The sequence below is a fragment of the Streptomyces griseoflavus genome, from assembly GCF_014649995.1.
Classification (GTDB): domain Bacteria; phylum Actinomycetota; class Actinomycetes; order Streptomycetales; family Streptomycetaceae; genus Streptomyces; species Streptomyces griseoflavus.
In genome coordinates this window covers 40555-58204 of sequence record NZ_BMUC01000001.1, presented here as the reverse complement: position 1 = coordinate 58204, position 17650 = coordinate 40555, and the positions used below count along the sequence as shown (strand labels likewise).

The window sequence follows — 17650 nt, the reverse complement described above, 5'->3', positions numbered from 1 at the left end:
CCCACCTCACCCCGGACATGGCCGATTTGGCCCGTCATCGCCGGTGTGGCGCGCCTTGGCGGTCTTCGGCCGCTCCCGTGCCCGTATCGCACGACCCGTTCGGCCGGGAGCGAACGCACGCGCGGGATCCGTCCGGTGCCCCGGGGCGGGCGGGCGCCCCGGGGTGCCGGGTGCGGGCTACCGGTGGGGCGGCGGGCCGTCGATCGGGCGTCCCAGCACGCCCGGGCGCCGCTGCCAGGGCAGCGGCCCGGTGGGCGGCCGGTAGGCGACGCCGAGGGCGTCCAGGCGCCGGTAGTGGGCCTCCATCCGCCGTTCGAAGCCGGCGAAGTCCCGGTCGGCGGGGGCGGGCAGGTCGCTCCAGGCGACCTCGGCGAGCGCGGCGAGCCGGGGGAAGGTCTGGTAGTCGACGCGCCCCTGGTCCTCCATCACCTCGGTCCACACGTTGGCCTGGGTGCCCAGGACCCGTGCGGTCTCCTCCGGCGTCAGCTCCGCCGGGACGGGCTCGAACCGGTAGACGTCCTCCAGGGTGCGCACGTACCCGATGGGCACCGGCTCGTCGGGGCCCGCGTCCTGACGGTGGTCCAGGTAGACCTGCTGCTCGGGGCACATGACGACGTCGTGTCCCGCGCGGGCGGCCGTCACCCCGGCCGCGTAGCCGCGCCAGGAGGACACCGCGGCGCCGGGCGCCAGACCGCCCTCCAGGATCTCGTCCCAGCCGATCAGCCTGCGCCCCCGTGCGGTGAGCCACCGGTCGAAGTGCCCGACGAACCAGGACTGCAGCGCCTCCTCGTCGGCGAGTCCGAGGTTGCCGAGCTGCTTCTGCGCGGTGTCCGAGGCGCGCCACTGGTCCTTGACGCATTCGTCGCCGCCGATGTGCACGAACGGCGAGAACGGTCCGGCGTCCGCGGGGAACAGGTCCAGGACTTCCTCGAGGACGCCTTCGTAGAAGCGCAGGGTGTTGTCGGTGGGGGCGAGTACGTTCGGATTGATGCCCCAGGTGTCCCAGACGGTCAGGGAGGCGGTGTCGACGACATCGGAGTTGCCGAGTTCCGGATACGCGGCGATCGCGGCCTGCGAGTGTCCGGGCACGTCGATTTCGGGGACGACGCTGATATGCCGCTCGGCGGCGTAGGCGACGATCTCGCGGATGTCGTCCTGGGTGTAGTGACCGCCGTGCGGCTTGTCGTCCCACAGCGGTGAGGCGCGGTGACCGACTTTCGTGCGCGCGCGCCACGAGCCGACCTCGGTGAGCCTCGGATACCGCTGGATCTCGATGCGCCAGCCCTGGTCGTCCGTCAGGTGGAAGTGCAGGACGTTGAGTTTGTGGGCCGCCATCAGATCGAGATAGCGCAGCACGCCGTCCTTGGGCATGAAGTGCCGGGCGACGTCCAGCATCAGGCCGCGCCAGCGGAGGCGGGGGGCGTCCTCGATGGTCCGGTGCGGGATGTCGCGCGTGCGTCCGGGCCGTACGGGCGCCCTGCGGAAGGCGTCGGGGCCGAGCAGCTGGCGCAGCGTCTGGGCTCCCCAGAACACGCCGGCCGCGCCGCCACCGGTGATCTCGATCCCCCGGTCTGCGGCGACGGCGAGGCGGTACGCCTCGGGCGCGAGGGTGCCGTCGATCCGCAGCCGCAGGCCGCCGGGGGCGTCCTCGGGGCCCGGCAGCAGCGGCAGGCCCAGGGCGGGGCCGAGGGTGGAGCGCAGCCAGCGTTCGGTGGTCTCCGTGCCGGGGCCGGCCCACAGCGTGGTGCCGGGGGTCAGTTCGACACCGGGGCGGGTCGGCCCCCGGACGGCCCGCGGGGCGGGGACGAGGTCCGTCGGTGAGGTCACGTCGGTCATGTCAGTCCTTTACCGCGCCGCCCGGACCGCAGACCGGACGCCGCTGCACGAGTACGAAGAAGACCAGTACCGCAATCGTCATCACGGCGGGCGCCGCCGATGGCGGACGATTCGGCGGACAGAAGCCGTTCCGGGGGGAGATGAAGGGAAACTCGCCGGCCGCCACGGGGCCCGTCAGGGCGAGCGGGAAAAGTGCCCGACGGGGAAATCGCGAACGGTGCGGAGAAGGGGCTCGCCGGCGCTTCCACGGGCGCCGTCCGGACCCTCGGAAACATGATCGGCGGGGTGGTCCGCATACGGCACCGGAAACGCGTGACGGCGGTGAGTACCGGCCGAATTCCCGTTGCCCGAACACCCGTCGGAAGGAGTCCGGTGCGGGCTCGGACGACCGGGGGCGCGGCTCGGCCTCCCCCGCCGGGCGGTGCCGCCGTCCCGGCGTGCGGCCGCCCCGGCCGCCGGACGAACCGGCGCACAGGATTCACCCGGGACTCCCCGTCCTGACCCACAAGGCTCACAGTTCCTCCCCCTGGCACGGCGGCCTGACGCGGACCGGGGACACGGCCAACGGGGGTACGCGGCCGCCGGACCCGAACGCGTTGCACCATGCGCAATGACGATTTCGCTACGTACAACACATCAGAGGCTAGAGACCGGGCGCACCCCGCCACAAGAGGTCTGGACCACTTCGTGACCGGCTGACGCGCCCCGCGCACCGCACGGGCAGCACGAAGGCCCCGAGGGCACGCGCGACGCACCCCGGGGGCCTCGGAAGAGTCAGGACCGGCGGAAGAGGGGGACCGAGAAGAGGGGGACCGAGGGGACTACTTGTCGCCCTTGCCCTTGCCTTTGCCCTTGTCGTCGCCGCCGGCGCCCATGGACTCGTAGATCTCCTTGCACATGGGACAGACCGGGTACTTCTTCGGGTCCCGGCCGGGCACCCAGACCTTGCCGCACAGCGCCACGACGGGCGTGCCGTCGAGGGCGCTCGCCATGATCTTGTCCTTCTGGACGTAATGGGCGAAGCGCTCGTGGTCGCCGTCGCCGTGGGACGTCTGCGGCGTCGGCTCGACGAGGGTCCCCGTACCAGTCCCGCGCTCGGGCTCAAGAGTGCTCATAACAGCCAAGGGTACTGAAGGCGAGGGGCATCAGTTGAGCGAAGGGTCGTCCGGATAGGTGGCCACCATCGCCAGCTCACTGCGCTGGCGGCGCAGCACCTCACGCCAGAGCCGCTCCGGGTGCGGGCAGGACACGTCGCCGGGCTCCGACTCCACCACGTACCAGGCGCCGTCCACCAGCTCGTCCTCCAGCTGACCCGGGCCCCAGCCGGCGTATCCGGCGAAGATCCGCAGGGAGCCGAGGACGGAGGCGAGCAGCTCCGGCGGGGCCTCCAGGTCGACCAGCCCGATCGCACCGTGCACCCGGCGCCAGCCCAGCGGCGCGGCCTCCCCCGCCGTCCCGCCCGGGACGACGGCGACGCCGAGGGCCGAGTCCAGTGACACCGGGCCGCCCTGGAAGACGACCCCGGGCTCGCCGGCCAGCTCGGCCCAGCCCTCCAGGATGTCGCCGACGTCCACCGGCGTCGGACGGTTGAGGACGACGCCGAGCGAGCCCTCCTCGTCGTGGTCGAGGAGGAGCACCACCGCGCGGTCGAAATTCGGGTCCGCCAGAGCGGGAGTGGCCACGAGCAGCCGCCCTGTGAGCGAGGACACCTCGGTCATGCCAGACATGATCCCGCATTCGCCCTCCGCGCGGGGAGGCAACGGGGGTACGGGAGTGAACGCAGCTCAGGGCAGACGGGAGCACGCCCGGGCGCACGCGGGCCGCGGTGACCGCTCGTGGCCGTCACCGAACTGGGCGTGTTGTGACAGAGCCATGACGCTCTCACTCCGTCCACGGGCTTACAGAAGGGGGGCCGGGGGCGATTAGTCTGTGGCATTCAGGCCCTGCCCCCCTCCCCACGGAACGCGAGATTCATGACCGTCAACGACGTCGATGACGTACTGCTTGTCCACGGCGGCACCCCGCTGGAGGGCGAGATCCGTGTCCGCGGTGCGAAGAACCTCGTACCGAAGGCCATGGTCGCCGCGCTGCTCGGCAGCGCACCGAGTCGCCTGCGCAACGTCCCGGACATCCGTGACGTGCGGGTCGTACGGGGTCTGCTGCAACTGCACGGCGTGACGGTCCTCCCGGGGGACGAGCCGGGTGAGCTGGTGCTCGACCCGACGCACGTGGAGAGCGCCAACGTCGCTGACATCGATGCCCACGCCGGCTCCTCGCGGATCCCGATCCTCTTCTGCGGGCCGCTCCTGCACCGCCTCGGGCACGCGTTCATCCCGGGCCTGGGCGGCTGCGACATCGGCGGCCGGCCCATCGACTTCCACTTCGACGTGCTGCGCCAGTTCGGCGCGACCATCGAGAAGCGGGCGGACGGCCAGTACCTGGAGGCCCCGCAGCGGCTGCGCGGCACCAAGATCCGGCTGCCGTACCCGTCCGTCGGCACGACCGAGCAGGTGCTGCTGACGGCGGTGCTCGCGGAGGGCGTCACCGAGCTGTCCAACGCGGCGGTGGAGCCGGAGATCGAGGACCTGATCTGCGTCCTGCAGAAGATGGGCGCGATCATCGCGATGGACACCGACCGGACGATCCGGATCACCGGTGTGGACAAACTCGGCGGCTACACCCACCGCGCCCTGCCCGACCGCCTGGAGGCCGCCTCCTGGGCGTCCGCCGCGCTGGCCACCGAGGGCAACATCTACGTCCACGGCGCCCAGCAGCGCTCGATGATGACGTTCCTGAACACCTACCGGAAGGTCGGCGGCGCCTTCGAGATCGACGACGAGGGCATCCGTTTCTGGCACCCCGGCGGGCAGTTGAAGTCCATCGCGCTCGAGACGGACGTGCACCCCGGCTTCCAGACCGACTGGCAGCAGCCGCTGGTGGTCGCGCTGACCCAGGCGACGGGCCTGTCGATCATCCACGAGACGGTCTACGAGTCCCGCCTCGGCTTCACCTCCGCGCTCAACCAGATGGGTGCGCACATCCAGCTGTACCGCGAGTGCCTGGGCGGCTCCGACTGCCGTTTCGGCCAGCGCAACTTCCTGCACTCGGCGGTCGTCTCGGGACCGACCCGCCTCCAGGGCGCCGACCTGGTCATCCCCGACCTGCGCGGCGGCTTCTCCTACCTCATCGCCGCCCTCGCCGCCCAGGGCACCTCCCGCGTCCACGGCATCGGCCTGATCAACCGCGGCTACGAGAACTTCATGGACAAGCTCATGGAGCTCGGCGCGAAGGTCGAACTCCCCGGCAAGGCCCTCGGCTGACGGAACCGTCCACGCCTACGCCGATGGGGCGGTCACCCGGTTCCGGGTGACCGCCCCATCGGCGTAGGCGGCAACATCCGCGAGGGGCGCGGGGAAGCGCGCGGCCGGCCACAACGGACCCGCAGTCGCCCACCGCGTTCTCAGCGGAGCGCTTACTTGCCCTTGGCCGCTTCCTTGAGCTTCGAGCCCGCGGAGACCTTCACGCTGTAGCCGGCCGGAATCTGGATCGGCTCACCGGTCTGCGGGTTGCGCGCGGTACGAGCGGCCCGGTGGGTGCGCTCGAAGGTCAGGAAGCCGGGGACGGTGACCTTCTCGTCGCCCTTGGAGACGATGTCGCCGACGACCTCGGCGAACGCGGCCAGCACGGCGTCGGCGTCCTTGCGGGTCACCTCGGCGCGGTCGGCCAGCGCGGCCACCAGCTCACTGCGGTTCATGTTCTTACTCCCGTGTTCTTCTTGCCGTTGAGGCGTGCCACGCGGCGGAGCCGCATGCAGGGCACGGCGAAGCCGATGCTGCCAGGTTCCTCGGTGAGTCCCCGGACCCGGGTCCGTCGTCAGACCCTCGCGCCCAGGGACGCATCCTGCCCCTACCTGCGGCGGTAATGCCAATCCGGCACCCGCAGGAAATCGTGAGAACACCCGAGGGAGTCACACGAAAAGCACCACGGGCGGTGAGCGGTGACGCTCCGTCCGCTTTCGGCAGCGGACAGCGAGGGGCCGCCACAGCCCGGGTCCTGGCCGCCCACGATAGAGGGCAGCCAGGACGTACGGGTTCCACGACGCGCCGTTTCGAAACGGCCGTGGTGATCCTCACAGCCCGCGCACCGCCGGGTGTCTAGGCTCCGACGGCCTTCGCCGCGTCGCGCACCGCACCGGCGACCGCGCCCGCGACCTTGTCGTTGAACACGCTGGGGATGATGTAGTTGGGGTTCAGCTCGTCCTCGGTCACCACGTCGGCGAGCGCCTTCGCGGCGGCCAGCATCATCTCCGTGTTGACGGTGCGGGACTGCGCGTCCAGCAGGCCGCGGAACACACCCGGGAACACCAGCACGTTGTTGATCTGGTTGGGGAAGTCGGAGCGGCCGGTGGCCACAACGGCCGCAGTCTGACGGGCGATTGCCGGGTCGACCTCGGGGTCGGGGTTCGCGAGCGCGAACACGACCGCACCGTCGGCCATCGCCGCGATGTCCTCGCCGTCGAGAACGTTGGGCGCGGAGACGCCGATGAAGACGTCCGCGCCGCGCACGGCCTCCTTCAGCGTGCCGGTGAGGTTCTCGGGGTTGGTGTTGTCGGCGATCCAGCACAGGGCGGAACCGGGGGCGGCGTCCACCAGGTCCTCGCGGCCCGCGTGCACGACCCCGTGGATGTCGGCCACCACGGCGTTCTTCACACCGGCGGCGAGCAGCAGCTTCAGGATGGCCGTGCCGGCCGCGCCGGCGCCGGACATCACGACGCGGATGCCGTCGATCGGCTTGCCGGTGACCCGCAGCGCGTTGGTGAGCGCGGCGAGCACGACGATCGCGGTGCCGTGCTGGTCGTCGTGGAAGACGGGGATGTCGAGCGCCTCGCGCAGCCGGGCCTCGATCTCGAAGCAGCGGGGCGCGGAGATGTCCTCGAGGTTGATGCCGGCGAAGCCCGGGGCGATGGCCTTGACGATCTCGACGATCGCGTCGGTGTCCTGGGTGTCCAGGCAGAGCGGCCAGGCGTCGATGCCGGCGAACCGCTTGAACAGGGCGGCCTTGCCCTCCATCACCGGCAGCGCGGCCTTGGGGCCGATGTTGCCCAGGCCCAGCACGGCGGAGCCGTCCGTCACGACCGCAACGGAGTTGCGCTTGATGGTCAGGCGGCGGGCGTCCTCGGGGTTCTCGGCGATCGCCATGCAGACCCGGGCCACACCGGGCGTGTAGACCATGGAGAGGTCGTCACGGTTGCGGATGGGGTGCTTCGACGCCATCTCGATCTTGCCGCCGAGGTGCATCAGGAACGTACGGTCGGAGACCTTGCCCAGGGTGACGCCCTCGATGCCGCGCAGCTGTTCGACGATCTCGTCGGCGTGTGCGGTGGAGGTGGCGGCGATGGTGACGTCGATGCGGAGCCGTTCGTGGCCGGACGCCGTCACGTCGAGGCCGGTCACCGAGCCTCCGTGGGACTCGACTGCCCCGGTGAGCTGGGAGACCGCGGTTCCACCCGCGGGCACCTCCAGCCGGATGGTCATCGAGTAGGAGACGCTGGGCGCCGTTGCCATGGCCGACTTCCTCTGCTTTTACCGTGTCGCGAATGTGCTGTCCGATCGTCGCACCTACCGCTGAGTACGCGGTAGCCGCCTTGGATTGCGGACGTTTTGTTCACCGACGGTTACCGTATGACGGAAACCATTTTCCACCCAAGGGGTGGTGGGGTGGCAACGAAAGAGGTCCACGTCACTTCACGTGACGTGGACCTCTCGAACGCTGGTGACACCGACCCGCCATGCTCGCCTCGCGGCAAGTGGTCGCTCGTAGCGACGAAGGTTGGGCCCGGGGGCTTGGATCGGGCCGGTGCCACGTCCAGGCTAACAAACGGATGCCGTGTGACCATTCCCGTGGCACAACCGCTTTTCCGGGGTGCCCGGGCGGACCTCCGGCGTCAGTCCCTCAGCAGATCGGGCACCCCGTCGGCGTCGGGCTCGTCGCGGTCCGCCGAGACCACCGTGAGCTGCTGCGTGGCCCGGGTGAGGGCGACGTACAGCACGCGCAGGCCGGCCGGGGACTCGTCGGCGATCTCCGCGGGGGAGACCACGATCGACGCGTCGTACTCCAGACCCTTGGCCTCCAGGCTGCCGAGCGCCACCACGCGGTCGCCGAGCCCCTCCAGCCAGCGGGCGGCCTCCTCGCGGCGCTGCATGGCGACGACCACGCCGACCGTGCCGTCCACCCGGTCCAGCAGCCGGGCCGCCTCCGCGCGCACCGTCTCCCCCAGCGCCTGGTCCACCACGGCGAACCGCGGCCGCACACCGGTGGACCGTACGGCCCTCGGTGACGTGGAACCGGGCATGGCGAGGGCGAGCACCCTGGACGCCAGCTCGGCGATCTCCGCCGGGTTGCGGTAGTTCACCGTGAGCTCGAAACGGCGGCGGGGGCGGCTGCCGAGGGCCTCGTCGCGGGCCTGGGCGGCCTCGTCGGGATCGGACCAGGACGACTGGGCCGGGTCGCCGACGACCGTCCAGGTGGCGTGCCGGCCGCGACGGCCGACCATGCGCCACTGCATCGGCGTGAGGTCCTGCGCCTCGTCGACGATGACGTGCGCGTACTCGACGCGTTCCTGGGCCAGCCGCTCGGCCCGCTCGCGCTGCGTCTCCTCGCGCACCGGCATCAGCTCCTCCAGGCCGGTGAGCTGGTCCAGCGGGTCGAGCTCGCGCTTCCTGCGGGGGCGGGCGGGGGCGCCGAGGAGCGCCTGGAGCTCGTCGAGCATCGCGATGTCGTGCACGGTCCGCCCCTCCCGCTTCAGCGAGCGGGCGACCTTGCGGACCTCGCCCGGGTTGAGGATCCGCCGGGCCCAGCGGCCGAGGCGCCGCTCGTCGGCCATGGCGTCCAGCACGGCGGCCGGGGTCAGCTCGGGCCACCAGGCGTCGAGGAAGGCGGTGAAGTCGTCCTCGGAGGTGATGTCCTCGTCGAAGGAGGAGCGCAGCTCGGCGGCGAGCTCCGGGTCGGTGTGCCGGCCCGCGGCGCCGGAGCGTGCCCACAGGGCGTCCAGGAGCAGCTTGCGGGCGCGGGGGCGCAGCAGGTTGACGGGGGCGGTGCCGCCGAGGGCGCTGCGGCGGACGGCGTCCAGTTCCTCCCCCTCCAGCTCCAGGCGGCGGCCGAAGGCGACGACCCGCAGCCGCCGCGGCGGATCGTTTCGTTCCAGCGCCCCGCGCGCGGCCTTCCGCAGCACCTTGAGCATGCGGTACGAGCCCTTGGCGCGGGCCACCGACGGGGAGTCGTACAGCGTGGCCTCGGCGCCGTCGACGAGGGAGCCGATGGCGCGGATGGCGACCTGGCCCTCCTCGCCGAGGGAGGGCAGCACGCCCTCGGTGTAGGCGACCAGGAGCGGGGTGGGCGAGACGATCAGGATGCCGCCCGCGTACCGGCGCCGGTCCTGGTAGAGCAGGTAGGCCGCGCGGTGCAGGGCGACGGCGGTCTTGCCGGTGCCGGGGCCGCCCTCGACGTACGTCACGGAGGCGGCGGGGGCGCGGATCACCAGGTCCTGCTCGGCCTGGATGGACGCGACGATGTCGCGCATGGTGTGCGTACGGGCCTGGCCGAGCGCGGCCATCAGGGCGCCGTCGCCGATCACCGGCAGCTCGCGGCCGTCCAGGGACGCCTTCAGCTCGGGGCGCATCAGGTCGTCCTCGACGCTGCGCACCCGGCGGCCCTTGGAGCGGATGACGCGGCGCCGCACGACGCGGCCGGGGTCGACCGGGGTGGAGCGGTAGAACGGCGCGGCCGCGGGGGCCCGCCAGTCGATGACCAGCGGGGCGTAGTCCTCGTCGAGGACACCGATCCGGCCGATGTGCAGCGTCTCGGCGATGTCGGCGGTGTTGTCGTCCCTGATGGCCCCGTCGGCGGGCTCGACGGCGGTGTACGCGCCGTCCGGGCCCTTCTTGCCGTCCTTGCCGGGCAGCAGGTCGATCCGGCCGAAGAGGAAGTCCTCGTACTCGTTGTTCAGCCGGTTGAGGTGGATGCCGGCCCGGAAGACCTGGGCGTCCCGCTCGGCGAGGGCGCCGGGCGTACCGACGTGACCGCGCCGGGCGGCGTCGGCCATGAGGAACTCCGCCTCGTGGATCTTCTCCTCGAGGCGCCGGTACACCCGGTCCAGGTGTTCCTGTTCGACTCGGATCTCGCGGTCCCGAACGGAGTCGTGAACCGTTTCGACCGCGGTTTCCTGTTGAGCCTGAGCGGCCACCGGGCCCCCTTCTGACGTGCTGGGCAGCCGTCAACCGTACGCGAAGGGGGCACCGGACGGCTACGCGTCGACCTCGACCAGCACGTCGCCGCCGAAGGACCTGACCTCGAAGTGGTCGATGTCGTTCGGGTCGAAGGCCGCTCCGCCCTCGATGTAGAGCGGCTGCCTGCCCTTGTCGGACGTGGCGTCCGGCATGCCGTAGCCCCACTCCGGGACGGACCAGGACGTGACGGTCTCCCGCTCGCCGTTCTTGCCGACGGCGATCAGCGAGCACTTCAGCGGCCCGGTGACGTTCTTCAGCTCCAGCACCGTGCCGGTGCCCCAGGTCTTCTCCTGGAGCGCCACGGTCGCGGTGACCTTGGTGCCGGGGTCGGTCGCGGAGATCTTGTCGGAGATGCCGTCGAAGGCGTCCTTGGCGGAGTCCGCCGCGAGCGTCCGGTTGGTGCCGCTCCCGCCTCCGCCCTCGCTGTCCCCGCCGCTCGCGGCGACGGCCACGAACGGACCGCTGACGATCAGCGCGCCCGCGGCGGCCACCATGTAGAAGTTGCGGCGGCGCTTGCGCGCGCGGCGCTCGGCGACCTCGTCGACCAGCTTCTCCACCACGCGGGGCGAGGGCTTGGCGGACAGGGACTCGCCCAGCGCGGGCGTCCCGGTGCCGGGCAGGTCCGCGAGCGCGGCCAGCATCGGTTCCATGCCGGCGAGTTCGTCGAGCTGCTGGGCGCACCACTCGCAGGACGCGAGGTGCGCCTCGAAGGCGGTGGCTTCGGCGTCGTCGAGGATGCCGAGGGCGTAGGCGCCGACGGTCTCGTGCTCGTTCGGCACCGGTGATCCCTCCATGGCACCAGACATACCCGTACCGCCCGTGCCGAATCCCTGGTTTCCCCCGTACACACTCATCACGCCGTCACCCCCCGCTCCTCCAGAGCCAGCTTCATCGACCGCAGGGCGTAGAACACCCGGGAACGGACGGTGCCGCTCGGTATGCCGAGTGTCTGTGCCGCCTCATTGACGGTACGCCCTTTGAAGTACGTCTCGACGAGGACCTCCCGGTGAGCCGGGGTCAGGTCGTCGAGCGCGTCCGACAGCGTCATCAGCCACAGCGCCTTGTCGATCTCGTCCTCCGCGGGGATGACCTCCAGCGGCGACGGATCGACCTCCTGCGGCCGGGCCTGCCGGCTGCGGTGGCCGTCGATGACGATGCGCCGGGCGACCGTCACCAGCCAGGGGCGTACCGAACCGGTGGCCCGATTGAGCTGACCGGCGTTCTTCCAGGCACGGATGAGCGTTTCCTGTACGACGTCCTCGGCGCGCTGCCGGTCTCCGGCGACCAGCCGCAGGACGTAGGCCAGCAACGGTCCGGCGTGCTCGCGATACAGCGCACGCATCAGCTCCTCGTCGGGTTCCGAGGGCTGTGAGGACATGCGATGTCGGGCCCTCGCTCCACGTTCATTGGCCACGGCCGCATCCTTGCGCACGCCCACCTCCGGTGTCCGGGGGATCCCCCAGTCGGTCGCTCGACAACCGGTACGGACGGCGGGGGTGGGGTGTTCAAAGAAAGAGGGCGGTTTTCTGCGGGCCGGCGCCCCGACCGGGACATGAGCCCACATTCCCCCCGCCACTTCTTTACATTTCCGACACAGCGACAGGAGTGATGTCCCGAGCCGGGGAGCGGCGGGAGTGAACGGAGGTGTAACGGACGTCACTTCGGCGATGTCCGTCCGCACGGCACGCGGAAGCCGCAGGCACGGCGGTGAAGTTGAACCGGACGTTCCGTCAGGCGCGGGCGAGGGCCGCGCGGCGGCGGTGGCGGGCCACGCGTTCCCGGTTCCCGCAGACCTCGCTGGAGCACCAGCGCCGCCTGCGGCCGCGGGAGGTGTCGACGTAGACGATGGGGCAGTTGTCGCCCTCGCACTGCCTGAGGCTCGCGCGGGCGGCGGGGTCGGTGAGCAGGTCCACCGCGTCCCGCGCGAGGGCCGCGAGGAGCGCGGCCCGGCCGGGCGGTCCGGCCAGGCGGCGCACCAGGGTGCCGTCCTCGGCGGGCACGGCGCGGGGCGCCGGGGGCGCGGCGCGGGCGAGTTCGTTGATCCGGGCGAGCGCGAGGTCGTACGAGGGGACGCCGGGCGCGGGCCGGCCGCGCACCAACGTCACGAGCAGCCCGCGCAGTTCACGGAAGGCCGGCAGCCAGGAGCCGTCCGCGTGGGCCAGCGTGGTGCCCTGGGGCACGAGTCCGGAGCCGGCGATCCAGGCGCGCAGCACCGCCGCGGAGTCGAGCCGTTCCTCGGGATGGGTGGTCGCGAGCAGATCCAGGCAGACCCGCCCGGTGTCGAACCTCAGCTCGTGGGACGCCGTGACCGTGCCCAGTGCCATGTTCCTGCCACCGCCTAGGGTCGCCCCGCGCGCGGGGCCGGTGAGCGATCCGGGAATCCGTTCTCCTCCCACAGTGCCCGCCCGCCACGGCCCCCGGAACCCCCCGCGCTCAGCCGTCCCCGTACTTGGTGTCGGCCGCCGGGTCCAGGGCGAGGCGGTAGCCGCGCTTGACGACCGTCTGGATCAGTTTCGGGGCGCCGAGGGCGGCGCGCAGGCGGGCCATCGCGGTCTCCACCGCGTGCTCGTCGCGGCCCGCGCCCGGCAGGGCGCGCAGCAGCTCGGCACGGGGCACGACCCAGCCGGGCCGGCGGGACAGCGCCCGCAGCAGGGACATCCCGGCCGGCGGTACGGGTCTGAGGGCGCCGTCCACCACCACCGCGTGCCCCCGGATCTCGATCCGGTGCCCGGCGACGGGCAGGGCGCGCGCCCGCGCGGGCAGTTCCCGGCAGAGCAACTGCACCAGCGGGCCGAGCCGGAAGCGTTCGGGCTGCACGGTGTCGATGCCGCGGGCCTGCAACGGCAGCGCGGTGACCGGGCCGACGCAGGCGGACAGCACGTCGTGGCCGAGGGCGGCCAGCAGGTCGTCCAGCAGCCCGCGTTCCCCGGCGCGCGACAGCAGGGACGCGGCCGCGGGCGCGCTGGTGAAGGTGACGGCGTCCAGGGCGCGGGCGACGGTGGCGTCGACGAGACGGTCCACCGGGCCGAGGTCCTCCGGCGGGAGCCACCGGTAGACCGGCACCCCGACCACCTCCGCTCCCGCGGCCCGCAGCGACTCCACGAAGCCGGGCAGCGGCTCACCGTGCAGCTGGACGGCGATCCGCAGCCCGTCGACGCCCTCCTCCAGCAGCCGGTCGAGTACCTCGGCCATGGACTCCGACGCCGGGGACCACTCCTCGGTCAGTCCCGCCGCCCGGATCGCGCCCTTCACCTTCGGCCCGCGCGCCAGGATCCGCACCCCGCGCAGCCGGGCCAGCAGGTCCTCGCCGAGGCCCCAGCCGTCGGCGGCCTCCACCCAGCCCCGGAAGCCGATGGCGGTGGTGGCGACCGCGATGTCCGGGACCCGCCCGATGAGGTCCTTCGTGGCGGCCAGCAGTTCGCTGTCGTCGGCCAGCGGCACGATCCGCAGGGCCGGGGCGTGCAGCACCGCCGCTCCGCGCCGCTCCAGCAGCGCGCCCAGCTCGTCGGCACGGCGCGCCGCGGTCACCCCCACGGTGAACCCCGCGAGGGGACCGTGCTCCGGTGGCTGCTCTTGTTCGTCGTCCATGGCTCTCGTCCCGCGCTCGAGTCGGCGTACCGCGGGGAGGTGCGGCTCCACCTCCCTGCCGGCCGAGCCTGTCAACGATGCGTGACGGGCTCGGTTCGGCCGCATGTCACCAGTGTTACGTCATGACGCGTCACACGTCGGCGTAGCTGAGCTGCGACTTCTCCTCCCGAGCCGGGACGGTGTCACCCGTACGGGCCGCCGGGCGTCGAAGGTATACCGCCCAGGTGACCGCGAAGCAGACGGCGTAGCAGGCGAGGAACGCCACGAACGCGCCGGTGCCGGAGCCGTGGGAGAGGAAGGACTGGCGGAACGCCAGGTTGATGCCGACGCCGCCGAGCGCGCCGACCGCGCCGATCAGCCCCATGGCCGCCCCGGACAGCCGCCGCCCGTACGCGTCCGCCGCGTCGCCGCGCAGCCCGACGGCGTGTGCCTTCGCCTGGAAGATGCCGGGGATCATCTTGTACGTCGACCCGTTGCCGAGGCCGGTCAGCACGAAGAGCACCACGAAGGCCACGGTGAACAGCGCGAGCGACTTCTGCATGGAGGCGACGACCAGCACCGCCGTCGCCGCGCCCATGGCGACGAAGTTCCCCAGCGTGATCCGCGCACCGCCGTACCGGTCGGCGAGCCTGCCCCCCACCGGGCGGATCAGGGAGCCGAGCAGCGGACCGACGAAGGTCACGTAGGCGGCTTCGAGCGGGGTGCGGTCGAACTGGTTCTGGAGCACCTGCCCGAAGGCGAAGCTGTAGCCGATGAACGAGCCGAAGGTGCCGATGTAGAGGAAGGACATGATCCAGGTGTGCGGGTCGCGCGCGGCGTCCCTGGCGGCACCGGTGTCGTTGCGCACCGAGGCGAGGTTGTCCATGTACAGGGCGGCGAGCACGGCGGCGGCGACGATCAGCGGGATGTAGAGGCCGAGCAGCACCCTCGGTCCGCCGCTCGCGCCGATGATCGCGAGCGCGGCGATCTGGATCACCGGGACGCCGATGTTGCCGCCGCCGGCGTTCAGGCCGAGCGCCCAGCCCTTCTTCCGCAGCGGGAAGAAGGCGTTGATGTTGGTCATGGAGGAGGCGAAGTTGCCGCCGCCGATGCCGGCCAGCAGGCCGACCAGCAGGAACGTGGAGAAGGAGGTGCCCGGCTCCATCACGGCGAACGCGGCGACGGTGGGCACCAGCAGCAGCGCCGCGCTGATCACCGTCCAGTTCCGTCCGCCGAACACCGCGACGGCGAAGGTGTAGGGGACCCTGACCACGGCGCCGACCAGGGTGACCATCGACGTCAGCAGGAACTTGTCGGCCGGGGTGAGCCCGTACTCCGGGCCCATGAAGAGCACCAGCACGGACCACATCGTCCAGATCGAGAAGCCGATGTGCTCGGACAGCACGGAGAAGAGGAGATTGCGGCGGGCGATCCGCTCTCCGGTCCGGTTCCAGAAGGTCTCGTCCTCCGGGTCCCACTGCTCGATCCAGCGACCGCTGGGGGCTGTCATGGGGCCTCCACTGTGCTCCGGGGCGCGGACGGGTGCCGCGAGGGGTTGGTCCCGAAGGTAGGGAGGGAGCGTTTCCGCGCTGTGGCACGCGGTGACCGGCAGGGAACGTTGCTCTCACCCGCGGCGGGGACGGGGTGAGAGGTGTCCGCCGGCGGGCGCGGGCGGCGCGGTGAGGCTCAGGGGCGCGGGGGCTGCCAGTGGGGGTTCTGCTGGGGCTGGGGCGGCTGGGGGTACGGGGCGGGCCGGCCGTACGGGGGCTGGGGCCGGCCGTAGGGGCCGGGAGCCTGGGCCGGGGTGCCGTACGGGCCGGGGGCGGGCTGGGCGTACGGCGGCTGCGGCTGCTGGGGCTGGGCGTACGGCGGCTGCGGCTGCTGGGGCTGTCCGTACGGCACCGGCGGCTGCTGGGGCTGGTACCCGTAACCGGGGGCCGGGGCGCCGTACGGGCCCCCGCCGAAGGGGTTGCCGTGGCCCGCGAGCCCGCCCGGGGGCAGGTAGCGGAGCCGGCCGGTCTCGTCCGTCACCGGGGCGAAGCCGGCCGCCTGGAGCCGGGCCGCGTACCTGGCGTTGCGCTTGCGGGTGACGACCAGGCCGAGCCCGAGGACGGCCATGAGGAGCAGCCAGATCACGGCGGCGATGCCGATGTGCTCGGACGCGCCCCCGAGCCGGAGGGCGATGACCGCGCAGCCGATGGTGACACCGACGGCGGCGTAGCCCATCCGCTTCTCGGCGCTCTTGCCGGTGAGGTCGAAGTTGATGCGGGCCTTGAGGAGTTCGAAGGCGTCCGGGACCAGGGGCGGCACCGACACGCCGTCGCCGGCGTTCGGGTACTGCGCCCGGTTCTGCGCGGCACGGGCGCGGGCGTGCGGACCGTGATCGGGCACGATCAGCATCCTCAGCTGGCTGTTGTTGGCGCCGCCCTGCCGCACGTCGGCGTACTCGTAGCCGAACTGCTGGGCGATGAAGGCGAGTCGGGCGAGCTTCTTCACGGATGCCATCGCGCTGGTGAGCTCGACCGGCTCCCCGCTCGCCATCAGCCGCAGCATCCTCTGTGTCTGCCGCTTGCCCATCCGCACCCGCTCCCCCGTGTCAACCGGTCGCCCCGGTTCACCACCGCAACCGGGGCAGTCTCGCACGCGTGCGCGCCGGGCGGTACCGGCGGATCAGGCGCGCGCCCGTGCCCGCCGCTTCCCGCTCCCGCCGCGGCCCGCCGAGCCGTCCGGCCACAGCCGGGGCCTGCGCCGGGCCGCGAGGTCCTCCGCCCAGCCGAAGGCCAGCACGCACCCGGAGATGAGGATCCACACCAGGACGAGCACCGGCCAGGGACTCTCCAGCAGCCAGGGCACGGTGAGCTCCAGCGTCTCGAAGCCCCACAGCCGGTCGTAGAGGCCGGCGGCGACCAGGATGCACACGTTGTGCCACAGGTAGATCGTCACCGCGCGGGAGTTGAGCAGCGTGATCACCCGGTCGAAGCGGCGCAGCCGCCTCGGCCACTCGGCCCACGAGGGGCTGAGGTGCAGGAGCAGCAGCACCGTCGCGAACGACCACACGGCCTGCGCGAAGGGAATCGAGTCGAGGTCGTGACCGCCCCGGAAGCCCTCGTGGAAGGCGTACCAGAGGCCGAAGGCGCCGACGATCGGCGCGAGGGACGGCACGACGTACTGCGGGAGGCGCTGGAGCACGCCCTGCTGGTGGGCCATGCCGAGGATCCAGCAGGCGCCGAAGGTGCCGAAGTCGGTGAGCGCCGAGTCGATCCGCTCACCGGGCAGGGAGAACCAGCCGAGGTGCAGGACCCCGGAGAGCACGAGCGGCGCGGCGATCGTCGCCCACGGCAGGGCGCGCAGCGCCTTCAGCAGGAACGGGGAGAGCAGGACGAACCAGAGGTAGGCGCGGATGTACCAGAGCGGGCCCGCGAGTTCCGCCGCCCAGTCCTCGCCGAGCACGCCCTGGATCCCGGCGAGGCCCTCCGCGTAGGGCGGGTCGCTCAGCGGCAGCACCCAGAAGGTCAGGTGGAGGAACCACCAGCCGGGGTGGCCGTCGTCGTCGGGGCTCCAGCCCTGGGCGAGCATGCCGGACACGCCGATCGCGCCGAGCAGCCACAGCGGCGGCAGCAGCCGGCGCATCCTGCCCCGCACGACCTGAACGGCGGGGCGCTTCAGGGAGCGGGCCATGAGGTTGCCGGCCAGGGCGAACATCACGCCCATGGACGGGAAGAGGACGGGCAGCCACGCCCAGCCCATCAGGTGGTAGAGGACGACGCGGAACAGGGCGACCGCGCGCAGCAGGTCGAAGTAGCGGTCCCGCGCGGGCGGGCGTCCGGCCGGTTCGGGCCCTGCCGTGCGGGACGGGTCGTCCGAATTGTCCGCCGGGTCCGTCGTGTCCGTGCCGGTGGGGAGGAGAGGTGCGCTCACGTGGGTGCGTCTTCCTGGTGCGTGGCCGGCGGCGGGGCCGCCGG

The 17650-nt window shown here is 72.2% G+C and carries 14 protein-coding genes and 1 pseudogene; 1 reads left to right on the top strand and 14 read right to left on the bottom strand.

Annotated features, from left to right (window positions below):
* Positions 1-177 precede the first annotated feature (177 nt).
* From IE172_RS00225 to IE172_RS00215, 4 genes and pseudogenes are all read right to left on the bottom strand, one after another.
* A complete protein-coding gene (locus IE172_RS00225; RefSeq protein WP_190094977.1) occupies positions 178-1836 on the bottom strand; it encodes a beta-N-acetylhexosaminidase in 1659 nt (552 codons plus the stop codon).
* A gap of 1 nt (position 1837) precedes the next feature.
* Positions 1838-2257, bottom strand: a pseudogene (locus tag IE172_RS34260) (hypothetical protein); the annotation flags it as partial.
* Positions 2258-2657: 400 nt separating this feature from the next.
* The gene (locus tag IE172_RS00220; RefSeq protein WP_190094976.1) at positions 2658-2951 is read right to left on the bottom strand and encodes a DUF3039 domain-containing protein; all 294 of its coding nucleotides are present in this window, start codon (positions 2949-2951) and stop codon (positions 2658-2660) included.
* A gap of 30 nt (positions 2952-2981) precedes the next feature.
* Complete coding sequence (locus IE172_RS00215) at positions 2982-3554, bottom strand: YqgE/AlgH family protein (protein ID WP_190094975.1); 573 nt, start codon at positions 3552-3554, stop codon at positions 2982-2984.
* Between the two features lie 255 nt (positions 3555-3809).
* Between IE172_RS00215 and murA the strand changes: the two genes are divergently transcribed.
* Positions 3810-5156, top strand: a complete 1347-nt coding sequence (murA, locus tag IE172_RS00210) for a UDP-N-acetylglucosamine 1-carboxyvinyltransferase (protein ID WP_190094974.1) — start codon at positions 3810-3812, stop codon at positions 5154-5156.
* A gap of 152 nt (positions 5157-5308) precedes the next feature.
* Here murA and IE172_RS00205 read toward each other — a convergent pair whose 3' ends face one another.
* From IE172_RS00205 to IE172_RS00160, 10 genes are all read right to left on the bottom strand, one after another.
* Positions 5309-5590, bottom strand: a complete 282-nt coding sequence (locus IE172_RS00205) for an HU family DNA-binding protein (RefSeq protein WP_004987462.1) — start codon at positions 5588-5590, stop codon at positions 5309-5311.
* A 400-nt stretch (positions 5591-5990) separates the two neighbouring features.
* On the bottom strand, positions 5991-7400 hold the full coding sequence (locus IE172_RS00200; RefSeq protein ID WP_190094973.1) for an NAD-dependent malic enzyme: 1410 nt from the start codon (positions 7398-7400) through the stop codon (positions 5991-5993).
* A gap of 380 nt (positions 7401-7780) precedes the next feature.
* Positions 7781-10078, bottom strand: coding sequence for a HelD family protein (locus IE172_RS00195; protein WP_190094972.1), 2298 nt, complete (start codon positions 10076-10078; stop codon positions 7781-7783).
* A gap of 60 nt (positions 10079-10138) precedes the next feature.
* A complete protein-coding gene (locus IE172_RS00190) occupies positions 10139-10900 on the bottom strand; it encodes an anti-sigma factor family protein (protein WP_306432765.1) in 762 nt (253 codons plus the stop codon).
* Between the two features lie 74 nt (positions 10901-10974).
* Positions 10975-11559: a sigma-70 family RNA polymerase sigma factor gene (locus IE172_RS00185; RefSeq protein ID WP_004930798.1), complete on the bottom strand. Its 585-nt coding sequence runs from the start codon at positions 11557-11559 to the stop codon at positions 10975-10977.
* A 292-nt stretch (positions 11560-11851) separates the two neighbouring features.
* Positions 11852-12445 carry a CGNR zinc finger domain-containing protein gene (locus IE172_RS00180; RefSeq protein ID WP_190094970.1) on the bottom strand — a complete coding sequence of 198 codons (594 nt, stop codon included), beginning with the start codon at positions 12443-12445 and terminating at the stop codon, positions 11852-11854.
* A gap of 109 nt (positions 12446-12554) precedes the next feature.
* Positions 12555-13709: a uroporphyrinogen-III synthase gene (locus IE172_RS00175; protein WP_190094969.1), complete on the bottom strand. Its 1155-nt coding sequence runs from the start codon at positions 13707-13709 to the stop codon at positions 12555-12557.
* 130 nt (positions 13710-13839) lie between these two features.
* On the bottom strand, positions 13840-15198 hold the full coding sequence (locus tag IE172_RS00170) for a nitrate/nitrite transporter (RefSeq protein ID WP_190094968.1): 1359 nt from the start codon (positions 15196-15198) through the stop codon (positions 13840-13842).
* Between the two features lie 176 nt (positions 15199-15374).
* Positions 15375-16265, bottom strand: coding sequence for a hypothetical protein (locus IE172_RS00165; protein ID WP_190094967.1), 891 nt, complete (start codon positions 16263-16265; stop codon positions 15375-15377).
* Positions 16266-16358: 93 nt separating this feature from the next.
* On the bottom strand, positions 16359-17606 hold the full coding sequence (locus IE172_RS00160; protein WP_190094966.1) for an acyltransferase family protein: 1248 nt from the start codon (positions 17604-17606) through the stop codon (positions 16359-16361).
* Between the last annotated feature and the right edge of the window lie 44 nt (positions 17607-17650).